The sequence below is a fragment of the Pseudomonas nicosulfuronedens genome (genome assembly GCF_005877905.1).
Taxonomy (GTDB): domain Bacteria; phylum Pseudomonadota; class Gammaproteobacteria; order Pseudomonadales; family Pseudomonadaceae; genus Pseudomonas; species Pseudomonas nicosulfuronedens.
In genome coordinates this window covers 100,428-121,391 of record NZ_SWDV01000003.1, presented here as the reverse complement: position 1 = coordinate 121,391, position 20,964 = coordinate 100,428, and the positions used below count along the sequence as shown (strand labels likewise).

The 20,964-nt window shown below is 65.4% G+C and carries 19 protein-coding genes; 10 read left to right on the top strand and 9 right to left on the bottom strand.

The annotated features are described in order from the left end of the window. The first annotated feature begins 4 nt into the window (after positions 1–4). On the top strand, positions 5–1,357 hold the full coding sequence (locus FAS41_RS04480; protein ID WP_138520433.1) for an HlyD family type I secretion periplasmic adaptor subunit: 1,353 nt from the start codon (positions 5–7) through the stop codon (positions 1,355–1,357). A 79-nt stretch (positions 1,358–1,436) separates the two neighbouring features. Here FAS41_RS04480 and soxR read toward each other — a convergent pair whose 3' ends face one another. Beyond that, complete coding sequence (soxR, locus tag FAS41_RS04475) at positions 1,437–1,898, bottom strand: redox-sensitive transcriptional activator SoxR (RefSeq protein ID WP_138520432.1); 462 nt, start codon at positions 1,896–1,898, stop codon at positions 1,437–1,439. A 74-nt stretch (positions 1,899–1,972) separates the two neighbouring features. On the opposite strand from soxR, the gene FAS41_RS04470 reads away from it, so the two are divergent. Beyond that, entirely contained in the window at positions 1,973–2,320 is a 348-nt protein-coding gene (locus FAS41_RS04470) for an antibiotic biosynthesis monooxygenase (protein WP_138520431.1), read from the top strand. 164 nt (positions 2,321–2,484) lie between these two features. On the opposite strand, the gene FAS41_RS04465 is transcribed toward FAS41_RS04470, so the two are convergent. Then, positions 2,485–2,928 (bottom strand): acetyltransferase, encoded by a 444-nt coding sequence (locus tag FAS41_RS04465; protein ID WP_138520600.1) that lies wholly within the window; start codon positions 2,926–2,928, stop codon positions 2,485–2,487. 179 nt (positions 2,929–3,107) lie between these two features. Then, complete coding sequence (locus tag FAS41_RS04460) at positions 3,108–4,718, bottom strand: ABC-F family ATP-binding cassette domain-containing protein (RefSeq protein WP_138520430.1); 1,611 nt, start codon at positions 4,716–4,718, stop codon at positions 3,108–3,110. 268 nt (positions 4,719–4,986) lie between these two features. Between FAS41_RS04460 and FAS41_RS04455 the strand changes: the two genes are divergently transcribed. Beyond that, complete coding sequence (locus FAS41_RS04455) at positions 4,987–5,310, top strand: hypothetical protein (protein ID WP_138520429.1); 324 nt, start codon at positions 4,987–4,989, stop codon at positions 5,308–5,310. Between the two features lie 156 nt (positions 5,311–5,466). Here the strand turns inward: FAS41_RS04455 and FAS41_RS04450 are convergent, their stop codons facing one another. Together FAS41_RS04450 and FAS41_RS04445 are read right to left on the bottom strand one after the other, a co-directional pair. Beyond that, a complete protein-coding gene (locus FAS41_RS04450) occupies positions 5,467–6,060 on the bottom strand; it encodes a tRNA-uridine aminocarboxypropyltransferase (protein ID WP_138520428.1) in 594 nt (197 codons plus the stop codon). Continuing rightward, positions 6,057–6,953: a LysR family transcriptional regulator gene (locus FAS41_RS04445; RefSeq protein ID WP_024765259.1), complete on the bottom strand. Its 897-nt coding sequence runs from the start codon at positions 6,951–6,953 to the stop codon at positions 6,057–6,059. The genes FAS41_RS04450 and FAS41_RS04445 overlap by 4 nt, the downstream gene beginning before the upstream one ends. Before the next feature lie 288 nt (positions 6,954–7,241). Between FAS41_RS04445 and speB the strand changes: the two genes are divergently transcribed. From speB to FAS41_RS04415, 6 genes are all read left to right on the top strand, one after another. Then, a complete protein-coding gene (speB, locus tag FAS41_RS04440) occupies positions 7,242–8,201 on the top strand; it encodes an agmatinase (RefSeq protein WP_015476374.1) in 960 nt (319 codons plus the stop codon). Between the two features lie 16 nt (positions 8,202–8,217). Next, positions 8,218–8,628, top strand: a complete 411-nt coding sequence (locus tag FAS41_RS04435; RefSeq protein WP_138520427.1) for a YybH family protein — start codon at positions 8,218–8,220, stop codon at positions 8,626–8,628. Between the two features lie 25 nt (positions 8,629–8,653). Further along, the gene (locus FAS41_RS04430) at positions 8,654–10,168 is read left to right on the top strand and encodes a purine-cytosine permease family protein (protein WP_138520426.1); all 1,515 of its coding nucleotides are present in this window, start codon (positions 8,654–8,656) and stop codon (positions 10,166–10,168) included. Positions 10,169–10,299: 131 nt separating this feature from the next. Beyond that, positions 10,300–11,679 (top strand): sodium:solute symporter family protein, encoded by a 1,380-nt coding sequence (locus FAS41_RS04425; protein WP_138520425.1) that lies wholly within the window; start codon positions 10,300–10,302, stop codon positions 11,677–11,679. A gap of 100 nt (positions 11,680–11,779) precedes the next feature. Next, positions 11,780–13,381, top strand: a complete 1,602-nt coding sequence (locus FAS41_RS04420; RefSeq protein WP_138520424.1) for a 5-guanidino-2-oxopentanoate decarboxylase — start codon at positions 11,780–11,782, stop codon at positions 13,379–13,381. Positions 13,382–13,703: 322 nt separating this feature from the next. Continuing rightward, positions 13,704–14,429 carry an MBL fold metallo-hydrolase gene (locus FAS41_RS04415; protein ID WP_138520423.1) on the top strand — a complete coding sequence of 242 codons (726 nt, stop codon included), beginning with the start codon at positions 13,704–13,706 and terminating at the stop codon, positions 14,427–14,429. Positions 14,430–14,499: 70 nt separating this feature from the next. On the opposite strand, the gene FAS41_RS31290 is transcribed toward FAS41_RS04415, so the two are convergent. The 4 genes from FAS41_RS31290 to FAS41_RS04400 form a co-directional block, all read right to left on the bottom strand. Further along, the gene (locus FAS41_RS31290; RefSeq protein ID WP_280055918.1) at positions 14,500–14,634 is read right to left on the bottom strand and encodes a PA1414 family protein; all 135 of its coding nucleotides are present in this window, start codon (positions 14,632–14,634) and stop codon (positions 14,500–14,502) included. A gap of 175 nt (positions 14,635–14,809) precedes the next feature. Next, positions 14,810–15,748, bottom strand: a complete 939-nt coding sequence (locus FAS41_RS04410) for a DMT family transporter (protein ID WP_138520422.1) — start codon at positions 15,746–15,748, stop codon at positions 14,810–14,812. Positions 15,749–15,932: 184 nt separating this feature from the next. Next, positions 15,933–17,030 carry an extracellular solute-binding protein gene (locus FAS41_RS04405; protein ID WP_138520421.1) on the bottom strand — a complete coding sequence of 366 codons (1,098 nt, stop codon included), beginning with the start codon at positions 17,028–17,030 and terminating at the stop codon, positions 15,933–15,935. 106 nt (positions 17,031–17,136) lie between these two features. After that, a complete protein-coding gene (locus tag FAS41_RS04400) occupies positions 17,137–18,177 on the bottom strand; it encodes a histone deacetylase family protein (RefSeq protein WP_024765266.1) in 1,041 nt (346 codons plus the stop codon). A gap of 252 nt (positions 18,178–18,429) precedes the next feature. Here FAS41_RS04400 and FAS41_RS04395 point away from each other — a divergent pair, with 252 nt between their 5' ends. Then, on the top strand, positions 18,430–20,883 hold the full coding sequence (locus tag FAS41_RS04395; protein WP_138520420.1) for a DUF3772 domain-containing protein: 2,454 nt from the start codon (positions 18,430–18,432) through the stop codon (positions 20,881–20,883). Positions 20,884–20,964: the final 81 nt, after the last annotated feature.

Genomic DNA, 20,964 nt, shown 5'->3' with positions numbered 1-20,964 from the left:
GGCCATGCACTTCTCGCAATCGATCCGCGGCTACCTGGGCGGCAACGGCGCCCGCGACACCGAATTCATGCCCGAGGTCCAGGGCACCCTGCTGGAGGACTCGCCCAACGCCACCCGCATCACCCTCTGGGCAGCGCTCGGCCTGCTGGTGGTCGCCATCACCTGGGCCTACTTCGCCGACATAGAAGAAGTGACCAAGGGCGAAGGCAAGGCCATTCCGTCCTCCAAGGTGCAGACCATCCAGAACCTGGAAGGCGGCATCGTCTCGGAAATCTTCGTCCGCGAAGGCCAGGTGGTGAACAAGGGCCAGCCGTTGCTGCGCCTGGACGACACCCGCTTCTCTTCCAACAAGGGCGAGACCGAGGCCGACCGCAACTCCCTGGAAGCCCGTGTCGAACGACTCAGCGCGGAAGCCGAAGGGCGCGAGCCAGTCTTCACCGACGACCTGAAGAAGGACGCACCGCAGGTGGTGGAAGACCAGTTGGCGCTCTACCAGACCCGTATGCAGCGGCAGAACAGCGAGCTCAACATCCTCCAGGAACAGCTGCGGCAGAAGAGCCAGGAGCTGCAGGAGTTCCGCGCCAAGACCCAGCAGTACCGTTCGAGCCTGGGGCTGGTGCAGCAGGAGATCAACATGTCCGAGCCGCTGGTGAAAGCCGGCGCGGTGTCCCCTGTCGAACTGCTGCGCCTGCGTCGCAGCGCCGTGGAAATCAGTGGCGACCTGAACGCTACCAACCTTGCCATTCCCCGCGCCGAAGCGGCGGTGAACGAGATTCAGCGCAAGGTCGAGGAATCGAAACTGGGCTTCCGCAGCGACGCGCTGAAGGAGCTGAACGACGTCCGCACCGACCTCAACAAGCTCACTGCCACCAGCCGCGCCATCGACGACAAGGTCAACCGCACCCTGGTCGTCGCGCCCCTGCGCGGCATCGTCAAGCAACTCAAGGTCAACACCATCGGCGGCGTGGTACAGCCGGGCAACGACATGGTGGAAATCGTCCCACTGGAGGACAACCTGCTGGTGGAGGCGCGGGTACGCCCTCAGGACATCGCCTTCCTCCACCCCGGCCAGCCGGCCACGGTGAAGTTCACCGCCTACGACTACACCATCTACGGCGGGCTCAAGGCCAAGCTGGAAATGATCAGCGCCGACACCATCACCGACGACAAGGGCAACAGCTTCTACCTGATCCAGGTGCGCACCGACAAGAACCACCTGGGCACCGACGCCAAGCCCTTGCTGATCATCCCCGGCATGGTGGCGACGGTGGACATCATCACCGGCGAGAAGAGCGTGCTGGACTACATCCTCAAGCCGGTGCTCAAGGCGCGGTGGGAGGCCTTGCGGGAACGCTGAGTCCAGCATTCGCGAGCAAGCTCGCTCCTACAGGTACCAGGGGCTTCAGGTAGGAGCGAGCTTGCTCGCGAACAATCCCTCACTCTTCCGCTTGCCAGTGCGCCCCCGGCCCCTCCTCCGCCAACTTGTCTCCCGGATTGCGCAGTGGGCAGGCCTCCATCGACAGGCAGCCGCAGCCGATGCAGCCATCGAGCTGATCGCGCAGCAGCAGCAATTTCTCGATCCGCTCGATCAGGTCCTCCCGCCAGCGCGCCGACAAGCGTGCCCAGTCCGCCGCCGACGGGTTGTGCCCCTTCGGCAGCGAGCCCAGCGCCTCGGCGATCTCACCCAGGGGAATGCCGACCCGTTGCGCGACCTTGATCACCGCCACCCGGCGCAGCGTATCGCGCGAATAGCGGCGCTGGTTGCCGGCATTGCGCGAGCTGCTGATCAGGCCCTTGGCCTCGTAGAAGTGCAGCGCGGAAACCGCTACGCCGGCACGCTTGGCCAGCTCGCCGACGCTCAGCTCGCGGTGCATGGAGCAGGAAGAAGATTCTTTCATGGGCTATTGACCTCAACTTAAGTTGAGGTTTTACCCTCGCCAGGCATTCGGTTCAAGCCAGGGAGCCCAGGAACATGACGCAACCCGCCCCGATCACCGCCCATGCCTGCGTGGACAACCCGCACTTCATCCTGCAGATCGAGATCGACGTAACGCCCCAGCAACGCCCGCACATCGCCGCGCGCCTGTGCGATTACCTGTCGCACTTGCAGGAATTGTTCTACCGGCGCCCTGGCTACCTCGCCAGCGAGCTGCATGCCGAAGGCGAACCGCAGCGCCTGGTCGGCCGCCTGCACTGGCGCCGCCGGGAAGACTGGGAAGCCGCCTGGGACTGCCGCCAGACCGCCAGCGACCTGTTTGCCGACAGCCTGCTCAAGCTCGGTGCGCGGAGCATCCGCTTCGGCAGCGGTGAGACGGCATAGGGCGCACGACCGTCCGAAGCTATAAGGCGACATTGCGAGTCGCTTTCACGGCCGCCAGGAAGCAGACAGTAGGATGGGTGGAGCTTGCGATACCCATCAGCTTTGCCTGACGGCCTGGTGATGGGTATCGCTTCGCTCCACGCCATCCTACAAAAGCGGTTCGTTTACGCCCCGGCCGGCAAGTTCATGTGCAGCAACGGGAACGGCCGCCCTTCGCCATCGTGGGGCGAGCGCCCGGTCTGGGCGAAGCCATAGTGCAGATAAAAACCTACCGCCTGAGGATTCTGTTCGTTGACGTCGACACTCAAGGTACCGCGCGATTCGCGCACGAAGTCCAGCAGCGCGCGGCCAAGGCCCCGCCCCCGGCTATCCGGGTCGATGAAGAGCATCTCCACATGGGTATCGTTGAGACCGATGAAGCCTTGCGGACAGTCATCGGCATCGACCGCCACCCATACCTCGACAGCGGGCAGATAAAGGTCGCGGACCTGCGGCAGGAGCCCGTCGATGTCGGCGGGCTGAAGGAAGTGGTGGGTCGCGCGCACGGCGCCCAGCCAGATATCGAGCAGCCGCGGGTTGTCCGCAGCAATGCGTTGGCGAATGAGCATGAAATCATCCTGATTCAGCGGATCACAAAAGGGATAGCACGCCACGCGCGGTGACGGCCGTTGGAGCGTCGGCAGCATGAATGCCCGCTTCGCGATTCAACGCCTGGGCGGAGCACGGCAGAGGCAGCCGGAAAGAGAGGGAGGTCGATCCTACCCAGCCATTACCGGACGGTAAAGCCTCACTCGGATAGCCAGCGCCAACCGCTCTCCCCGCACTCCAGCCGCGCCTCCAGGCCCAGCCGTCCCAGAAACGCCTCGCCATGGGACACCACCAGCAGCGCACCGCGGTATTGCTGGAGCAGGTTTTCCAGCGCCTCGCGGGACGGCAGATCGAGGTGGTTGTCCGGCTCATCCAGGAGCAGCAGCTGCGCCGGCTGTTCGGCGTACAGCTCGCAGGCCAGCGCCGCTTTCAGCCGCTCGCCGCCACTGAGCAGCGCGCTGGGCAACTCGACCCGTGCCGCCGGCAACCCCAGCTGCGCCAGCCGTGTGCGCAGCACCGAAGGGTCAGCCACACGATTGCGCTCCTGTAGCAGTTCCAGCACCGAGCGCTCGGGCAACAGGGCGGTGAGATGCTGATCCAGATAAGCGCTGCGCACCTTCACTTCGCACAAGCCGGCGGCGGGGCTGAGCCCGCCCGCGATCACCTTGAGCAGGGTCGACTTGCCACTGCCGTTGCGACCGGTCACCGCCACTCGGCGCGGGCCGCACAACGACAAGTCCAACGGCGTGGCATTGCCGAACGGCAGACGTAGCGCTTCCAGCAGCAACACGCCACGGGATTCGGGCAACTCACAGTCCGGCGCGTTGAGGACCACCGCGACGTCTTCGCGCAACTGCCCGAAAGCCTCCTGTACCTCCCGTGCCAGGCGTTCCCGACGCTCATCCTGCTGCGTGGCCAGGCGCGCCATGCTGGTCTGGCTACGCTCCTTCTGCCGGTCGACGAGGATCTTCGCCTGATTGGCTTGCTTCGCGTCCTTGCGTCCCTTCGCCTGCCGGTGCTCCTGGCGCTCGCGCTGTTCCTGCATGGCGTGCTGCTGGCGATCACGCTCCAGCTTGCGCCGCTGCAACTCACGCTGGGCGGTACCCTGCTCCTGCTGGCGCATCTCTCGGTAAAAGGCATAGCCACCGGCATAACTGCGCAGGCCCGAGGCAGACAACTCGACGATGCGCTGCATGTCGTCCAGCAGCAGAGGGTCATGACTGATGAGGATCAGGCCGCCGCGCCAGCGTTGCAGTTGCTCACGCAGGGCATCACGGCCGGCCCGGTCCAGATGGTTGCTCGGTTCGTCGAGGATCAGCCAGTCCGCATCACTGAGCCAGGCGCCAAGCAACGCCACCCGCGTGCATTCGCCGCCGCTGAGGTGCGAGGCGGGCGTGTCCGGCTGCAGATGGGCGAGCCCGACGCCAGCCAGCTCGGCCTGCAGGCGGGCGCGGATATCCCAGTGGCCGTCGAGGCACTCGAAGTCTGCCGGGTCGACTCCACCGGCTTCGACACGCACCAGCGCATCCAGCAGCGGTTGTACGCCGGCCAACTCCGCGACGCGGCGGAACGCTTGCGGCGGGATATGTTGCGGCAGGTAATGCACCGGCCCGGACGCCAGGCAGCGACCCGCGCTGGCGGCCAGCTCGCCGGCCATGATCCGTGCCAGCACGGACTTGCCCGCGCCATTGCGCCCGACCAGCGCGGTGCGGCGGTCGTCGAAGGTTTCGTTAAGGTCACTCAGCAGCAGCTCGCCGCTGGGCAATTGAAAAGAGACGCCTTGCAGCGCCAGGGTGAACGGGCTCGTCATGCGCAGTACCAGATTGATGCCGGAATTCCCCCGGGAACGGGCCAGGGAAGGAAACGGGCCGTGAAACCACGGCGGCATCAATTGCGCATCGGACGAACACCTCGCGAAGGGGAATGAGCGGCGCAGTATAACGGCAGCGACGGCTCAGGCATGCCCGTCAGGCAGAAATCAGCGGACAGAGAACCTTTCCAGGCGCCCTCGCGAGCGGCGACACTGCCCTCCCCGCCAGCGCGCGGCCGTCAAGAACGCAGCACAAGGAAGTCAGCCCATGTCCCGCCCCGCCTCCGTCGCCGAACTGTTCCGCGAAGAACCCATCCAGTGGGGACTGCGCGGTGACCCGTATCTGTGGCGGGAAATGGCCGAGCACCTCGCCGATACACCCTGGCCCGTCAGCGAAGAGGAGCTGACGCAACGACTCATGCAGCTGTTCGAGCAGCTTGCCGGCATCTCGCTGGATGATCCCAGACCCGTGCACCTGCCGCGCCATGCCCATGGCGGCATGTCCAGCGGGATGATCAGCAGCACCTTCTGGCGCGAGCGGGCCATCCCTCTGCTGGTGGAGCGCTATCGGACGATGTCCCGGCAAACGTAAGTATTCACGGTACCGACACGACGTAGGATGGCGTGGAGCGCAGCGATACCCATCAAATCCTTGCGCAAACAGCATGGGTATCGCTGCGCTCCACCCATCCTACAAATGCGCCCCCGGACCACCGGGTGCGCAACAGCACCGTAGAGCGGATTCGGGTCAGCGGCGCGGCCCGTGGTTGCGCAGGAAGGTCTCCTCACCTATCGCGGCGATCTGCCCGTCGATCAGTGCATCGAACGGGCGCAACAGGTCGACGTGGGAACGCGGCGCATCCAGCGCATCGAGCGCCTGCACCACCGCCTCGATGGTCGACAGCGCGCCCTCGGCCGGCGCCTTGCGCAGGCGGTAGCGCGAGGTGAGCCCTTCCGGCAGGACGACCCGCGGCAGCAACGCGAGGTTCGGGTTGAGGTACAGCAGCTTGCGTGCCTTGCGCCAGGTGCCGTCGGGTACCACCAGCAGCCTTGGTTTATCCGCAGGCCGGGCGGCCAGTTCGGCCAGCGCCACGGCGGACTCGCCGGGGAACAGCAGCCAGGCGTCCCAGGCGGACAGATCGAGGTCGCTGAAATCCTCGCCGACCATCAGTTCCGCATTGGTCAGGCCAAGCATCGCCAGGCGCGCAGTGTTCAGCGCATGTCCGACCTCGCTCGGGTGCTGCAACAGGAGTACGCGGGTGCGGTTGTCCAGGCGCGGGATCAGCGCGCACAGGCAGTGGTTCAGCGGACGCTCGCAGCGCGGGCAACGGGCGCGGCTCATGACTGGCTCGGCTGGGTGCGCAGCAGGTCGCGGAAATTCTGGATCAGCGGCTCGCGGGAGCGGCCACGGCGCAGGATCAGCGAAAACGGCGCCTGGTAACCGAAGGTCGCCGGCAGCAACGCGCGCAGGCGGCCCTGCTCCACCCAGGGATGGGCGTAGTGCTCGGGCAGGTAGCCGATGTAGCCGCCGGAAAGAATCAGGATCAGCTGCGCCTCCATACTCTCCACGGTGCCGGCGCTATGCTTGAAACCATGCCGCGCCAGCTCCGCCTGGCTCCAGTAGCCACGGCCGACCATGCGCTGCTGGGTGATCAGCTCGGCCGGAATGCGCCGGCCGTCGAACAGCGGGTGGCGGTCGCTGCAGTACAACCAATGCTGCTCTCTATAAAGAGGCTGGTAGACCAGGCCGTTCATCCGACTGAAGAAGGAGCCGATGGCCAGATCCAGGCGGTTATCCAGCACCGCCAGTTGCAGCTCGTACGGGCTCTGCACCTGCAGGTGCAGGTGCACCGCCGGGTGCAGGCTGCTGAAGGAACCGATCACATCCGCTAGCGGCAGCGCCGGGTCGCTCACGGTGGAGTCCAGCACGCCGAGGTTCAGGGTGCCGCGCAACTCCCCTTTCAGGGTCGCCGCGTAGCGCTCGAAACCTTCCAGTTCGCCGAGAATGCGCAGGGTTTCCTGGTGGAACAGCTCACCCTTGCTGGTCAGCCCGAAACCGCCGCGGCCACGGTGGCAGAGCACGATACCCAGTTGGTTCTCCAACTGGCTCATGTAGGTACTGATTGCCGACGTCGACAGGTTCAGCTCCTGCTGGGCGGCAGCGAAGCCCTGGCTACGCACCACGCAGGCGAAAATCCGCAGCAGTTTGACGTCGGGCAGTGCGCTCGCGCTCATGAAGACTCCGCAAAACCGCGGCCGGGCCGCTCTAGTTCAGTACTTTCTGTACCTGAAAAACGGATGATAGCAAGCCAGCTATCTATTCAGGAACCGCAGGCCACAAGCCTGGCGGGCCGTCTTCTGCGGCAAGGTGGCGCAGTCTAGCGGCCCCCTTTAGTTTAGAAAACTCTGAAGTGATTATTTGTAGCCAGCGATTTTTTCCACTACCGCCCGTGACGAGAATCGACCCTCAGTATTCAACAAGCCTGTTTCCACGAAGACAGCGATCAGCCTGAGGCCCTCCCCATGGACAAGAAACTTCACCAGCCCCTGGGCGGTAACGAAATGCCGCGTTTCGGCGGCATCGCCACCATGATGCGCCTGCCGCATATCCAGTCCCCCGAAGAGCTCAACGAGCTCGATGCCGCCTTCGTCGGCGTGCCCCTGGACATCGGCACCTCCCTGCGCTCCGGCACTCGTTTCGGGCCGCGCGAAATCCGCGCCGAGTCGGTGATGATCCGTCCGTACAACATGGCCACCGGCGCTGCGCCGTTCGACTCGCTGAACATCGCCGACATCGGTGACGTGGCGATCAACACCTTCAACCTGATGGAGGCCGTACGCATCATCGAAGAGGCGTACGACAAGATCCTCGACCACGGCATCCTCCCGCTGACCCTGGGCGGCGATCACACCATCACCCTGCCGATCCTGCGTGCCATCCACAAGAAGCACGGCAAGGTCGGCCTGGTCCACATCGACGCCCACGCCGACGTGAACGACCACATGTTCGGCGAGAAGATCGCCCATGGCACCACCTTCCGCCGTGCGGTGGAAGAAGGCCTGCTGGACTGCGATCGCGTGGTGCAGATCGGCCTGCGTGCGCAGGGCTACACCGCCGAAGACTTCAACTGGAGCCGCAAACAGGGCTTCCGCGTGGTCCAGGCCGAAGAGTGCTGGCACAAGTCGCTGGAACCGCTGATGGCCGAAGTCCGCGAGAAAGTCGGCGGCGGCCCGGTGTACCTGTCCTTCGACATCGACGGCATCGACCCGGCCTGGGCGCCCGGTACCGGTACCCCGGAAATCGGCGGTCTGACCACCATCCAGGCGATCGAGATCGTCCGTGGCTGCCAGGGCCTGGACATCATCGGCTGCGACCTGGTCGAGGTCTCCCCGCCCTACGACACCACCGGCAACACCTCGTTGCTCGGCGCCAACCTGCTGTACGAAATGCTCTGCATCCTCCCGGGCGTAGAGCGCCGCTGAGCGCACGAGCACACACATGAATAACGACGCCTGCGTAGCACAGGTGCTGGAGGCTGCCCGCGATCTCGTGGCAGCCTTCTCGCGCACCGACACCGAAGCCTACTTCGCCGCGTTCAGCGAAGACGCCTCCTTCATTTTCCACACCTGGCCGGTGCCGCTGCTCTCGCGTGCGGCCTACCGCGAGGTGTGGGAAGGCTGGCTGCGTGACGATGGCTTCGAAGTCCTTGACTGCCTTTCGAGCAACACCTTTGTGAGCCTGCAGGGCGAAGACGTGGCGGTGTTCTGCCACGACGTCGCCACGCGGCTGCGCATCCAGGGAGAGGAAAGCCTGAACCACGAACGGGAGACCATCGTCTTCCGCCGTGATCCGAAACAGGGCCGCTGGCTGGCCACACACGAGCACCTGTCACCGTCTCCGACGCCATAAAGACAGGGCTCCCCGGGAGGAAGTCATGGATAACAAGAACAACGCACACGCAATCACAACGATCGAGACATTCGGGGTCGAACAGATCCCGGACAACGAACGCAACGCCACGCCCACCGACCTGTTCCGCATGATCTTCGGTGGTGCCAACACCTTCGCCACCGCCGTGCTCGGCAGCTTCCCGGTTCTGTTCGGGCTGTCGTTCCAGGCCGGCGTCTGGGCCATCGTTCTCGGCGTGCTGGTCGGCTCGCTGATCCTCGCACCGATGGGCCTGTTCGGCCCACTCAACGGCACCAACAACGCGGTCTCCTCGGGCGCCCACTTCGGCGTGCACGGGCGGATCGTCGGTTCGTTCCTGTCGCTGCTCACCGCCGTCGCCTTCTTCTCCCTCTCCGTGTGGAGCTCGGGCGATGCGCTGATCGGTGGTGCCAAGCGCTTGTTCGACCTGCCGGAAACCGACCTGACCCTGGGCCTGGCCTACGGTCTGTTCGCCGTGCTGGTGCTGATCGTCTGCATCTACGGCTTCCGCTTCATGCTGATGGTCAACAAGATCGCCGTCTGGGCCGCCAGCCTGCTGTTCCTGCTCGGCCTGTTCGCCTTCTCCGGCCCGTTCGATGCGGGCTACGCCGGCACCGTGCAGATGGGTAGCGAAGGTTTCTGGGCCGCCTTCATCGGCGCAGCCCTGCTGGCCATGAGCAACCCGGTATCGTTCGGCGCCTTCCTCGGTGACTGGGCGCGCTACATCCCGCGCGAGACCTCGCAGAAGCGCATCATGCTGGCGGTAATCTGTGCCCAGCTGGCCACCCTGATCCCGTTCCTGTTCGGCCTGGCCACCGCGACCATCGTGGCGGTGAACGCTCCGGACTACATCGCGCAGAACAACTACGTCGGCGGCCTGCTGGCCGTTTCGCCGAGCTGGTTCTTCCTGCCGGTGTGCCTGATCGCGGTGATCGGCGGCATGTCCACCGGCACCACCTCGCTCTACGGCACCGGCCTGGACATGTCCAGCGTGTTCCCGCGCCTGCTCAACCGCGTGCAGGCCACCCTGCTGATCGGCCTGCTGTCCATCGCCTTCATCTTCATCGGTCGCTTCGCCGCAAACCTGGTGCAGAGCGTGTCCACCTTCGCCGTGCTGATCATCACCTGCACCAGCCCCTGGATGGTCATCATGATCCTCGGCCTGGTGATCCGCCGTGGCTTCTACCACGCCGACGACCTGCAGGTGTTCACCCGTGGCCAGGAAGGTGGCGCCTACTGGTTCCACAACGGCTGGAACTGGCGCGGCATGGGTGCGTGGATCCCGAGTGCAGCCCTGGGCCTGTGCTTCGTCAACCTGCCGGGTCAGTTCGTCGGCCCGCTGGGCAACCTGGCCGGCGGTATCGACATCAGCCTGCCGGTCACCCTCGGCGTCGCCGCCCTGCTCTACATCACCCTGCTGCGAACCTTCCCGGAGCCGGCTGGCGTCTGCGGCCCCAAGGGTCCGCGCTGGGTCGGCAGCCATGACCGTCCGGTACGCAGCATCAGCGAGCCGACGGCCTGATCCAGGCTTCGCGGCCTGACGCGAAACGCACCACCTGAAAGCCCCATCGGACCGGTTGCCGCCGGTCCGATGCCCTACCGCACGCCACAAGCGCGCGGCAACAATGACAATGCAAGTGTGAGGAGCCGACCATGGCGTTAGATCTGATCGTCGTACTGATATATGCCGCTGGCATGTTGTGGCTGGGTTATTACGGCATGCGCCGAGCCAAGACCCACGAAGACTACCTCGTGGCCGGCCGCAACCTCGGCCCGGCGTTCTACATGGGCACCATGGCCGCCACCGTGCTGGGCGGCGCCTCCACCGTCGGCACCGTGCGCCTGGGCTACGTCCATGGCATCTCCGGCTTCTGGCTGTGCGCCGCCCTCGGCGCCGGCATCATCGCGCTGAACCTGTTCCTGGCCAAGCCGCTGCTCAAGCTGCGCATCTTCACCGTCACCCAGGTCCTGGAGCGTCGCTACAACCCCATGGCCCGCCAGGCGTCCGCGGTGATCATGTTCGCCTACGCGCTGATGATCGGCGTGGTCTCCACCCTGGCCATCGGCACCGTCATGCAAGTGCTGTTCGGCCTGCCGTTCTGGGTGTCCGTGCTGCTGGGCGGCGGCGTCGTGGTGATCTACTCCACCATTGGTGGCATGTGGTCCCTGACCCTGACCGACATCGTGCAGTTCATCATCAAGACCGTTGGCCTGATGTTCATCCTGCTGCCGATCTGCCTGTACCGCGTGGGCGGCTGGGACGAACTGGTGGCCAAGCTGCCGGCAACCGCCTTCAGCTTCCACACCATCGGCTACGACACCATCATCACCTACTTCCTGATCTACTTCTTCGGCATCCTGATCGGCCAGGACATCTGGCAGCGCGTGTTCACTGCGCGCGATGAGAAAGTCACCAAGTACGCCGGCACCGCCGCAGGCGTGTATTGCGTCATCTACGGCCTGGTCGGCGCGCTGATCGGCATGTGCGCCAAGGTCCTGCTGCCTGACCTGGACAACGTCAACAACGCCTTCGCCGCCATCGTCAGCGCTGCACTGCCGGACGGCATCCGTGGCCTGGTGATCGCCGCTGCACTGGCAGCCATGATGTCCACCGCCAGCGCGGGCCTGCTCGCCGCCTCCACCACCATCACCGAAGACCTGCTGCCGATCTTCACCGGCCAGCGTTCGACCCGCCTGAGCCTGAACCGCATCTGCACCCTGATCACCGGTGTCGTGGTCCTGGCCATCGCCCTGGTGGTGAACGACGTGCTCAGCGCCCTGACCCTGGCCTACAACCTGCTGGTGGGCGGCATGCTGATCCCGCTGATCGGCGCCATCTACTGGAAGCGCGCCACCACCGCCGGCGCCATCACCAGCATGGCCCTGGGCTTCGTCACCGCGCTGGTGTTCATGCTCAAGGACGGCTTCGACGCCAACACCCCGATCTACTACAGCCTGGCCATCGGCCTGGTCAGCTTCATCGTCGTCAGCCTGCTGTCGCCCCGTCCGGCGGCGGTCGCTGACGCGGCCTGATAAGAAATTGCGCTAGGCAAGAGGGCGCGGCGAGCTGATCTCCGCGCCCTTTTGCATGAATGATGACCACGACCTCACCCACGAACTCCAAGGAACTGCCATGACCACCTGCGGCGAATTCCTCGTCAAGCAACTCGAAGCCTGGGGCGTCGATACCGTCTTCGGCATCCCCGGCGTGCACACCGTCGAGCTGTACCGCGGCCTGCCCCACAGCAACATCCGCCACATCACCCCGCGCCACGAGCAGGGCGCCGGCTTCATGTCCGACGGCTACGCGCGCGTCACCGGCAAGCCGGGCGTGTGCTTCATCATCACCGGCCCGGGCATGACCAACATCCTCACCGCCATGGGCCAGGCCTACGCCGACTCGATCCCCATGCTGGTGATCTCCAGCGTCAACGAGCGCTCGCGTCTCGCCCATGGCAACGGCTACCTGCACGAGCTGCCGAACCAGCGCGCCATGGTCGCCGGCGTCAGTGCCTTCAGCCACACGCTGATGAGCGTCGACGAGCTGCCGGCGGTGCTGGCCCGCGCCTTCGCCGTGTTCGACAGCGAGCGCCCGCGCCCGGTGCACATCGAGCTGCCGCTGGACATCATCACCGCCCCGGCCGACCACATGCAGGTACGCCCGCGCGCCCAGCTGGCCCGCCCGGCCCCGGCACGCTCGCCGCTGCACGAGGCCGCCGCCAAGCTGGCCAAGGCGAAGAACCCGCTGCTGCTGCTCGGTGGCGGCTGCGTAGCCGCCCAGGCCGAAGCCCGCGCGCTGGCTATTGCCCTGGATGCACCGACCGCACAGACCATCAACGCCAAGGGCCTGCTGCAGCCGGACCATCCGCTGCTGATCGGCAGCAACCAGTCGCTGATTCCGGTCCGCGAACTCGCGCTGGAAGCCGACGTCGTACTGGCCATCGGCACCGAGCTGGGCGAGACCGACTACGACGTGGTGTTCGACGGCAACTTCAAGATCGGCGGCGAGCTGATCCGCATCGACATCGACCCGCAACAGCTGATGCGCAACTACGCACCGAGCATCGCCATCCACAGCGATGCCCGCACCGCCATGCGCGCCCTTCTGGACCTGCTGCCGGCCCGTGAGGCCGACACCTCCAGCCCCGGAGCGCAGCGCGCAGCCAAGGTGCGTGCGCAACTGGCTGAGGACTTCAGCGGCTGGGCGCACTACCGCACCCTGTTCGACAAGATCCTCGAAGTGCTGCCCGACGCGCGCTTCGTCGGCGACTCGACCCAGACCGTCTACAGCGGCAATCACCTGGTGGAACTGGACGGCGGCCGCCGCTGGTTCAACGCCTCCACCGGCTACGGCACCCTGGGCTATGGCCTGCCGGCGGCCATCGGCGCCAAGCTCGGCGAGCCGGGCCGTCCGGTGATCAGCCTGATGGGCGACGGCGGCCTGCAGTTCACCATGACCGAACTGGCCAGCGCCGTGGAAGCCAAGGTGGGCATCATCGTCCTACTGTGGAACAACCACGGCTACGGCGAGATCAAGCGCTACATGGAACGCCGCGACATCACCCCGCTGGGCGTGGATATCTACACCCCGGACTTCCTCGCCATCGCCAAGGGCTTCGGCTGCGCCGCCGAGCGCGCCCGCGATCACGATCACCTGCAGGAGCTGCTGCGCACCGCGCCGAGCGACCGTCCGCTGATCGTGGAAGTCATGGAAGCGGCGCCCTTCGCGCCGTAACGCTGCCGCAGGATGGGTGGAGCCTGCGATACCCATCGGCATGGGTATCGCTCCGCTCCACCCATCCTACGCTCAAGCCACTCACCCTGCCCTCTCCCAGGGGGAGCGGGAATCCGCCAGAGCCGAGCGGCCGCGCAGCTACCGGCAACGCCGCTCCACCCCCCAGGTTCCGAACGGTTCCCTCTCCCCCTGGGAGAGGTTAGGGTGAAGCCTCCTTGCAGGAGCGAGGGGGACGCCTAGTCATTGCTCGCGAACCTGGCCTCGCAGCGGGGTTTGTTCGCGAGCAAGCTCGCTCCTACAAAAACTCAGGAAAGGCGCAACCATGAAGATCGTCACCCGCGACCGCTGGTTCGAGGTCCGTCACTGCTACGACGGCGTCAGCCTGATCCACGAGCCCTACGTCCGCCCCTTCTACCGCTGCAACATGTGGCATATCCAGGGACGCGAACGCGACGTGCTGGTGGACAGCGGCTCCGGCCTGGTGAGCCTGCGCGAGCAACTGCCCTGGCTCACCGACCGCCCGCTGCTGGCGGTGGCCAGCCACACCCACTTCGACCACATCGCCGGCCACCACGAGTTCGACGAGCGCCTGGTACACCCGGCCGAAGCCGACATACTCGCCAGCCCCGATGGCGAACGCACGCTAGCCACCGCCTTCGTCGACGACGAGATGTTCGACGCGCACCCGGACTGCCCGCTGTGTTACGCCGAATACCGCGTCAAGGCCGCTCCGGCGACCCGCACCATCGAAGAAGGCGATGTGCTCGACCTCGGCGACCGTACCCTGCAGGTGCTGCACACCCCCGGTCACTCGCCGGGCGGCATCAGCCTCTGGGAAGAGAAGACGCAGACGCTGTTCTCCGGCGACATCATCTACGACGGCCCACTGATCGAGGATGCCTACCACTCCAATCTCGACGACTACGCCGCGAGTCTGGCGCGCCTGCGAGAGCTGCCGGTGCGCACCGTGCACGGCGGGCACTTCGACAGCTTCTCCGGGGAGCGCTTGAAGGGAATGATCGACGACTGGTTCAGGGCCCACGAATGACGGGCCATCCACCAGGAGCCCATAAAAAACCCGCCATCAGGCGGGTTTTTCGTGTCCAACGCGGGCGCCATCAGTAACGGCGGCGCTGCTCCATCCGACGACGTTGCTCGTCGCTGCGGACAGGGATGGGTTGCAGACGTGGAGGCTCGATCAGGCCGAGCGCGATACCGAGTTTCCACGCAACGCTTTGCAGCCAGACTTTCATGGAATGCCTCCTCGTTCGAATTCAGGTCGGGCGACCCGTTACCACCATGGGCCGCCCTAGGAAGAATAGCCCGGCGTCCCACTCTCCGCCCGTGCCACTCACTCCTTGCAACAAAGACTATCGTCTTCCCTCGCCGCGGCGCCTGACCTGAATCAAGAGCGCGACATTTCCCAAGTCAGCGGCGAAGCATCCGGCGGATCCACTGCTCGCTGCTCACCAGCGTGATGCCGGCTAGCACCAGCGCGGCGCCAGCGACGAAATTCAGGGTCAGCGGCTCGCCAAGGATCAGCACGCCGAAGGCGATACCGAACATCGGTGTCATGAAGGAAAACACCGCCAGGTTCGACGCGAGATATCGGCGTAGCAGCCAGAACCAGGTGAAGTAGCTGAAGAATGACACCACCAGTCCCTGGAACAGCACGCTGCCCACGCCGATGGCGGTGAAACTCACGTCCTGGGTCTTGCCCAGCGCCAGCGCGGCGAAGGGCAGCAGCAACGCTGCGATCAGCAGCTGGTAGAACAACGTCAGGATCGGTTTCGCCTCGGACAGCCGCGTGGTGCGCACCGCCACGGTGGTCATGCCCCAGGCGAAGCCGGCCAGCACGCCAAAGGCATCGCCCAGCAGCACACGGCTGTCCAGGTTGGCGAAGTCGAAGCCGCCCCCGAAGCACATCGCGATGCCCCCGAAGCACACGCCGATTCCCAGCCACTGCAGTGGCCGCAGGCGTTCGCTGGGCAACAGGAAATGCAACGCCAGCGCGGAGAAGATCGGCGCGGTGTAGATGAACACCGCCATGTGCGAGGCCGACGTATAGACCAGCCCCTGGGCGATGAAGAAGAACTCGGCGGCAAACAGCACGCCGGCCAGCAGGCCGCCCTTGAGCGTGCCGTGGCGCAGGAAACCTTCCCAGCCGCCGCGCCAGCACATGATCAGGCCGACGGCCACCGCGGCAACCAGGTTGCGCCCGAAGGCCTGCATGATGGGCGCAATGTCAGGGGCGGCGAGTTTCACCATCACCGCCTGGATGCCCCAGATGATGCACAGGCCGGTCATGACCTGGATGGCGAAGGCGTCGGCGCCCTTGCGCTCGACGATGTTGGCGGGCGTATTCATGGGCGCCTCCTTGCGAAGGCGTGGGCAACATTCGGGCAGGTCATGGCAAGGCTCGGCAGTTCAACAGAAGCGGGAAGCCCAAATAGAAATCGGCGGACTTCCTCGAAGAAAGTCCGCCGATCATGCCAGCTCGCGGCGCCTGCCCGCCAACGGAAATCCGCTGTTCAGAGCGCCGCGGGCGAGATTATTTCCCGGATTTCACCTGCGTCCAGGTACGAGTGCGGATGCGCTCGAGCTTGGGCGGCAGCATTTCCACCGAGAACAGCTTGGCCTGCACGTCCGCCGGCGGGTAGACGTTGGGGTTGTCGTGCAGCTCCTTGGAGATCAGCCCGTCCGCCGCCTGGTTGGGGTTGGCGTAGGCGACGTAGTCGGAGATCGGCGCGACCACTTCCGGGCGCAGCAGGTAGTTGAGGAAGGCGTGGGCCTGCTCGACGTTCTTCGAGTCCTTCGGAATCGCCAGCACGTCGAACCAGGCCGCCGCACCTTCCTTGGGAATGCGGTACTCGATGTGGATGCCGTTGCCGGCTTCCTTGGCGCGGTTGGCCGCCTGCATCGCGCCGCCGGACCAGGCCAGGGCCACGCAGACGTCGCCGTTGGCGAGGTCGGTGACGAACTTCGAGGAACTGAAGTAGGTAATGTTCGGGCGCAGCTTCGCCAGCAGTTGCTCGGCCTTCTTGTAGTCGTCCGGGTTGTGGCTGTTGGGCGACAGGCCCAGGTAATGCAGCACCTGCGGGATCACCTCGGTGGGCGAGTCGAGGAAGGCCACGCCGCAGGATTTGAGCTTGGCGAGATTCTCCGGTTTGAACACCAGGTCCCACGAGTCCAGCGGCGCGTTGTCGCCGAGCACGGCCTTGACCTTGTCGACGTTGTAGGCGATGCCGTTGGTGCCCCACATGTAGGGCATCACGTACTGGTTGCCCGGGTCCTTGCTCTCCAGCACCTTGAGCAGGGCGGGATTGAGATTCTTCCAGTTCGGCAGCTTGCTCTTGTCCAGCGGCTGGAACACGCCGGCCTTGAGGTAATTGGGGAGGAAGCTGTCGCTGGGCACGACCACGTCGTAGCCCGAGTGCCCGGACAGCAACTTGGCTTCCAGCACTTCGTTGCTGTCGTAGACGTCGTATTGCGGCTTGATGCCGGTCTCGCCCTGGAAACCCTTGAGGGTGTCCGGACCGATGTAGTCGAACCAGTTGTAGATGCGCACTTCCGGCGCGGCGCTGGCAGCGCTGGCGGTGACGAGGGTGGCGGCGGCGAGCAGGCCGCGCAGCGCAGTATTCTTGTTCATGTCCTTCCCCGGTTGGATGCGCTCGCACTCTGACCATTACAAACAGCGGATCGCGAGCAATCAAAAGCAATCGGGCGGATAGTTATCCGCCCGATCTTCTCTCTATTTAGCGTGCAGCGCCTTCGTAGCCCTGCAGCACGTTCACCGCGTTGACGCCGATGGCCTCCACCGCGTAACCGCCTTCCATGATGAACAGGGTCGGAATACCCAGTGCGGCGATGCGCTCGCCCATCTTCAGGTAGTCCGGGCTGTCCAGCTTGAACTCGGAAATCGGGTCGTCCTTATACGTATCCACGCCCAGCGATACAACCACTGCGTCCGGTGCGTAGTCGGCAATCTTCCGGCAGGCGTCGTCCAGCGCGGCGAACCAGCCGTCCCAGCCGGTGCCATGGGGCAGCGGGTAGTTGTGGTTGTAGCCCTCGCCGGCGCCTTCGCCGTGCTCATTGGCGTGGCCGAGGAAGTACGGGTACTCCACCAGCGGGTCGCCGTGGATCGAGGCGAACAGCACGTCGTTGCGGCGGTAGAAGATGTCCTGGGTGCCGTTGCCGTGGTGGTAGTCCACGTCGAGGATGGCCACGCGCTTGGCGCCCTGGTCGAGGAACGCCTGGCTGACGATGGCGGCGTTGTTCAGGAAGCAATAGCCGCCCATGAAGTCGCTGCCGGCGTGGTGGCCCGGCGGACGGCACAGAGCGAACGCCGTGCTCGCGCCCTGGCGCATGTGGTCCTGGGCAGTCAGCGCGACCTGGGCCGAGCTGTAAACGGCCTGCCAGGTGCCGGCGGTGATCGGCGCCTCGGTGTCGAAGCTGTAGTGCCCCACTTCGCCCATCAGCGCAGTCGGGATCGGACCGTCACGCAGCAGGCGGCGGCCCGGGAAGGTAGTGGAGACCAGATCACCGGTGTGGCCTTCGGCTGCCCAGCGGGCCCAGGCGCCCTTGAGGAATTCGACGTAGCGGGTGTTGTGGGCGCGCAGGATGGGTTCGAGGCCAAAATCCTTCGGCTCGATGATCTCGCCCAGGTTCTGCGACTTCACACGGGCCAGCACGGTGTCCGCACGGCTGGGCATCTCGAAGCAGGGCTGCAGTTTGCCGTCGACCAGTTCGGACTGGCCGAAATGCAGGCGGTGATCATCGCTGTACACGGTAAGCATGGGAGTACCCTCTGAAGGATTCTTGTTGTCCGGTGACGGGAATTCTGCCCAGCGACTGCCTCGCACAGAACAGCGGAAGCGGCCAAAAGGGGATCGATGTGGCCAGAATTTATGACCCTTAACCATCTGCATGCATTGATTGTCCGCTTTCGCCCGGCAAAGACCCACCACTGCGGCGCTATGCTCAGGGAATTGTCCGGGCCTGAAGCCGGTCGAACATCATCAAGCGTTTTGACCACAGGATGGGGGAAGATGCGGGAAACCTTCGTACGCGCCTGCAGCCGTGCGCTGCTGATGCTGACTTTATCGCTGGCGGGCGCTGGCGCCGTGCTGGCGGGCGAGCCGACTGATGTGCAGGCCGGCTCCCTGATCGAACTGCCAGCGCTACCCGACGACGCCAGTCTGGATCAGCTGAGCGACCGCCTGGAATTGATCCGCCAACGGGTCTCCACCGACAGCGACGACGGTCTGCTGTCGAACCTGCGCCAGGCCGCGCTGAACGTCCAGGCCCGGGCCGAACAGAGCGCCAGCGATATCGGCGCACAACTGGTACGCACCGAGGACCAGCTCAAGGTGCTGGGCCCGGTAACCCCCAATGAAGCCCCCAGCCTGACCAACCAGCGCAATGACCTGCTGGCCGACCAGAAGCAGCAGCAGAAGCAGCAGGACCGCGCCAACCAGCTGGACAAGAATGCCCAGGACCTCGCCGCGCAGATCGTCAACCTGCGCCGCAGTCAGTTCAACTCGCAGATCGCCACCCGCTATCCACCGCCGTTGAGCCCGCGCTTCTGGTCCAGCCTGATCCGTCCCACCGACGATGACCTGGCACGCCTGCAAGCCATGCGCGAGCAGATCGGCGAGGGCCTTGCGACGACCTGGCAACCCCAGCACCGCTGGCCCTTCATCGTTTGCCTGGGCCTTGCCGCGCTGTTGTGGATTCCGGGGCGGCGCCTGCTGGAACAGTTGCTGACCAAGGCGATGATCCGCTGGATTCCGGTCGGCCGCCTGCGCCGCAGCGCCCTGGCAGTGGCCGTCAGCCTGGCAACCATCCTCACCCTGGGCGGCGGCGCCCTGCTGATCCGCGAGGGCCTGGACTGGCACGAGCAGCTCAATGGCAGCATGGCCAATCTGGGTGACCAGTTGCTTTCGCTGGTGATCTTCTGCACCTTCACCGCCGGCCTGGGCCGCGCCCTGCTGGCCGTGCAGCGGCCGTCCTGGCGTCTGCCGGACCTGCCTGACCTGGTCGCCACGGCGCTGTCGCCGTTCCCCTGGCTGATGGCCTGGCTGCTCCTCCTGCTGGGCACGATGGACCGCATCAATAGCGCCAGCGGCGCAAGCCTGGCGCTGACCGTGGCGGTCAACGGCATTACCGCGATCGCCACCGCCGTGCTGTACGCCACCGCCCTCTACCGCTACCGTCGCGCCCGCCGGGCCGTCGAGGGCCACGAAACCTCGCCGCTGTCGGGGATCATCGTCCTGGCGATCCTTCTCACGGTCCTGCTGATCGTCCTGGCGCTGGTCAGCGGCTACCTCTCACTGGCCTATTTCCTCGCCGGCAAGCTGCTCTGGGCCAGCGTGGTCTCCGCCACCGGCTACTTGCTGACGACCCTGTTCGTCGATCTTTGCGAAGCGCTGCTATCGCCCCGGCAGAAGATCGGTGCGCGGCTGGCCGAGAACCTCGGTGTCGATCCGCGTCACCAGGCGCAGTTCGCGACCCTGCTGACCGGCGCCGGGCGCACGCTACTGGTGCTGTCCACCCTGCTGATCGCCTTCTCCACCTCGGGCACCAGCCCCGGCGAACTGCTCCAGGGCCTGGTACAGCTGGTGGAAAGCGGCCAGTCCCTGGGCCGCCTGAATATCGTCCCGCAGGACATCCTGCTCGCCCTTGGCACCCTGGCAGCCGGCCTGTTCGGTCTGCGCCTGCTCAAGCGCTGGCTGGCCGACGAGTTGTTGCCGGAAACCAGCATGGACGCCGGTATGCGCGCCTCGCTGGTGACCCTGGTGGGCTACATCGGCATGGTCATCCTGGTACTGCTGGTGCTCTCGGCGCTACGCATCAACCTCACCAGCCTGACCTGGGTAGTCAGCGCCTTGTCGGTGGGTATCGGTTTCGGCCTCCAGGCCATCGTGCAGAACTTCATTTCCGGCCTGATCCTGCTCACCGAGCGCCCGGTGAAGGTGGGTGACTGGGTCAGCCTGACCGGCGGCGTGGAAGGCGATATCCGACGGATCAACGTACGCGCCACGGAAATCCAGATGTCCGACCAGTCCACGGTGATCGTGCCCAACTCCCAGTTCATCTCGCAGAACGTGCGCAACGTGACCATGGGCAGCGCGCTGGGCGTAGTTGGCATCAACCTGACCCTGCCGCTGGACACCGATGTGCAGAAGGTCCGCGAACTGATGCTCAAGGCGTACACCGAGCACGAAAACATAGTCGATACACCCGCCCCCTCGGTGACCTTCAAGGACCTCAGCGCCACCGGCCTGACCCTGGCCGCCTCGGGGAATGTCAGCAGCCCACGCGCGGTGTACTCGACCAAGAGCGATCTGCTGTTCACCATTTTCAGCGGTCTGCGCGAAGCCGGCATCAGCCTCTCTTCGCCGCAGAACCTGGTCCTGCAGCGGCCCATGCGCGCCACACCAACCGACGAAGAAACCGCACCGCAGGTCGGCGATGACACCGGGCTGAAACCGTCGCCGTAACATAGGGATGTTCACCGGCGTGCCGCCCCGGCCCGCCGGACTTCGCGCAACAGTCCCGTGCGGGAGTCGTCGTTGTGCCTC

Excerpts from the sequence above, each read along its gene's own strand:
- FAS41_RS04480 (WP_138520433.1), top strand. The coding sequence starts at position 5 with ATGCACTTCTCGCAATCGATCCGCGGCTACCTGGGCGGCAACGGCGCC.
- soxR (WP_138520432.1), bottom strand. The coding sequence starts at position 1,898 with ATGAAAGAATCTTCTTCCTGCTCCATGCACCGCGAGCTGAGCGTCGGC.
- FAS41_RS04470 (WP_138520431.1), top strand. The coding sequence starts at position 1,973 with ATGACGCAACCCGCCCCGATCACCGCCCATGCCTGCGTGGACAACCCG.
- FAS41_RS04465 (WP_138520600.1), bottom strand. The coding sequence starts at position 2,928 with ATGCTCATTCGCCAACGCATTGCTGCGGACAACCCGCGGCTGCTCGAT.
- FAS41_RS04460 (WP_138520430.1), bottom strand. The coding sequence starts at position 4,718 with ATGACGAGCCCGTTCACCCTGGCGCTGCAAGGCGTCTCTTTTCAATTG.
- FAS41_RS04455 (WP_138520429.1), top strand. The coding sequence starts at position 4,987 with ATGTCCCGCCCCGCCTCCGTCGCCGAACTGTTCCGCGAAGAACCCATC.
- FAS41_RS04450 (WP_138520428.1), bottom strand. The coding sequence starts at position 6,060 with ATGAGCCGCGCCCGTTGCCCGCGCTGCGAGCGTCCGCTGAACCACTGC.
- FAS41_RS04445 (WP_024765259.1), bottom strand. The coding sequence starts at position 6,953 with ATGAGCGCGAGCGCACTGCCCGACGTCAAACTGCTGCGGATTTTCGCC.
- speB (WP_015476374.1), top strand. The coding sequence starts at position 7,242 with ATGGACAAGAAACTTCACCAGCCCCTGGGCGGTAACGAAATGCCGCGT.
- FAS41_RS04435 (WP_138520427.1), top strand. The coding sequence starts at position 8,218 with ATGAATAACGACGCCTGCGTAGCACAGGTGCTGGAGGCTGCCCGCGAT.
- FAS41_RS04430 (WP_138520426.1), top strand. The coding sequence starts at position 8,654 with ATGGATAACAAGAACAACGCACACGCAATCACAACGATCGAGACATTC.
- FAS41_RS04425 (WP_138520425.1), top strand. The coding sequence starts at position 10,300 with ATGGCGTTAGATCTGATCGTCGTACTGATATATGCCGCTGGCATGTTG.
- FAS41_RS04420 (WP_138520424.1), top strand. The coding sequence starts at position 11,780 with ATGACCACCTGCGGCGAATTCCTCGTCAAGCAACTCGAAGCCTGGGGC.
- FAS41_RS04415 (WP_138520423.1), top strand. The coding sequence starts at position 13,704 with ATGAAGATCGTCACCCGCGACCGCTGGTTCGAGGTCCGTCACTGCTAC.
- FAS41_RS31290 (WP_280055918.1), bottom strand. The coding sequence starts at position 14,634 with ATGAAAGTCTGGCTGCAAAGCGTTGCGTGGAAACTCGGTATCGCGCTC.
- FAS41_RS04410 (WP_138520422.1), bottom strand. The coding sequence starts at position 15,748 with ATGAATACGCCCGCCAACATCGTCGAGCGCAAGGGCGCCGACGCCTTC.
- FAS41_RS04405 (WP_138520421.1), bottom strand. The coding sequence starts at position 17,030 with ATGAACAAGAATACTGCGCTGCGCGGCCTGCTCGCCGCCGCCACCCTC.
- FAS41_RS04400 (WP_024765266.1), bottom strand. The coding sequence starts at position 18,177 with ATGCTTACCGTGTACAGCGATGATCACCGCCTGCATTTCGGCCAGTCC.
- FAS41_RS04395 (WP_138520420.1), top strand. The coding sequence starts at position 18,430 with ATGCGGGAAACCTTCGTACGCGCCTGCAGCCGTGCGCTGCTGATGCTG.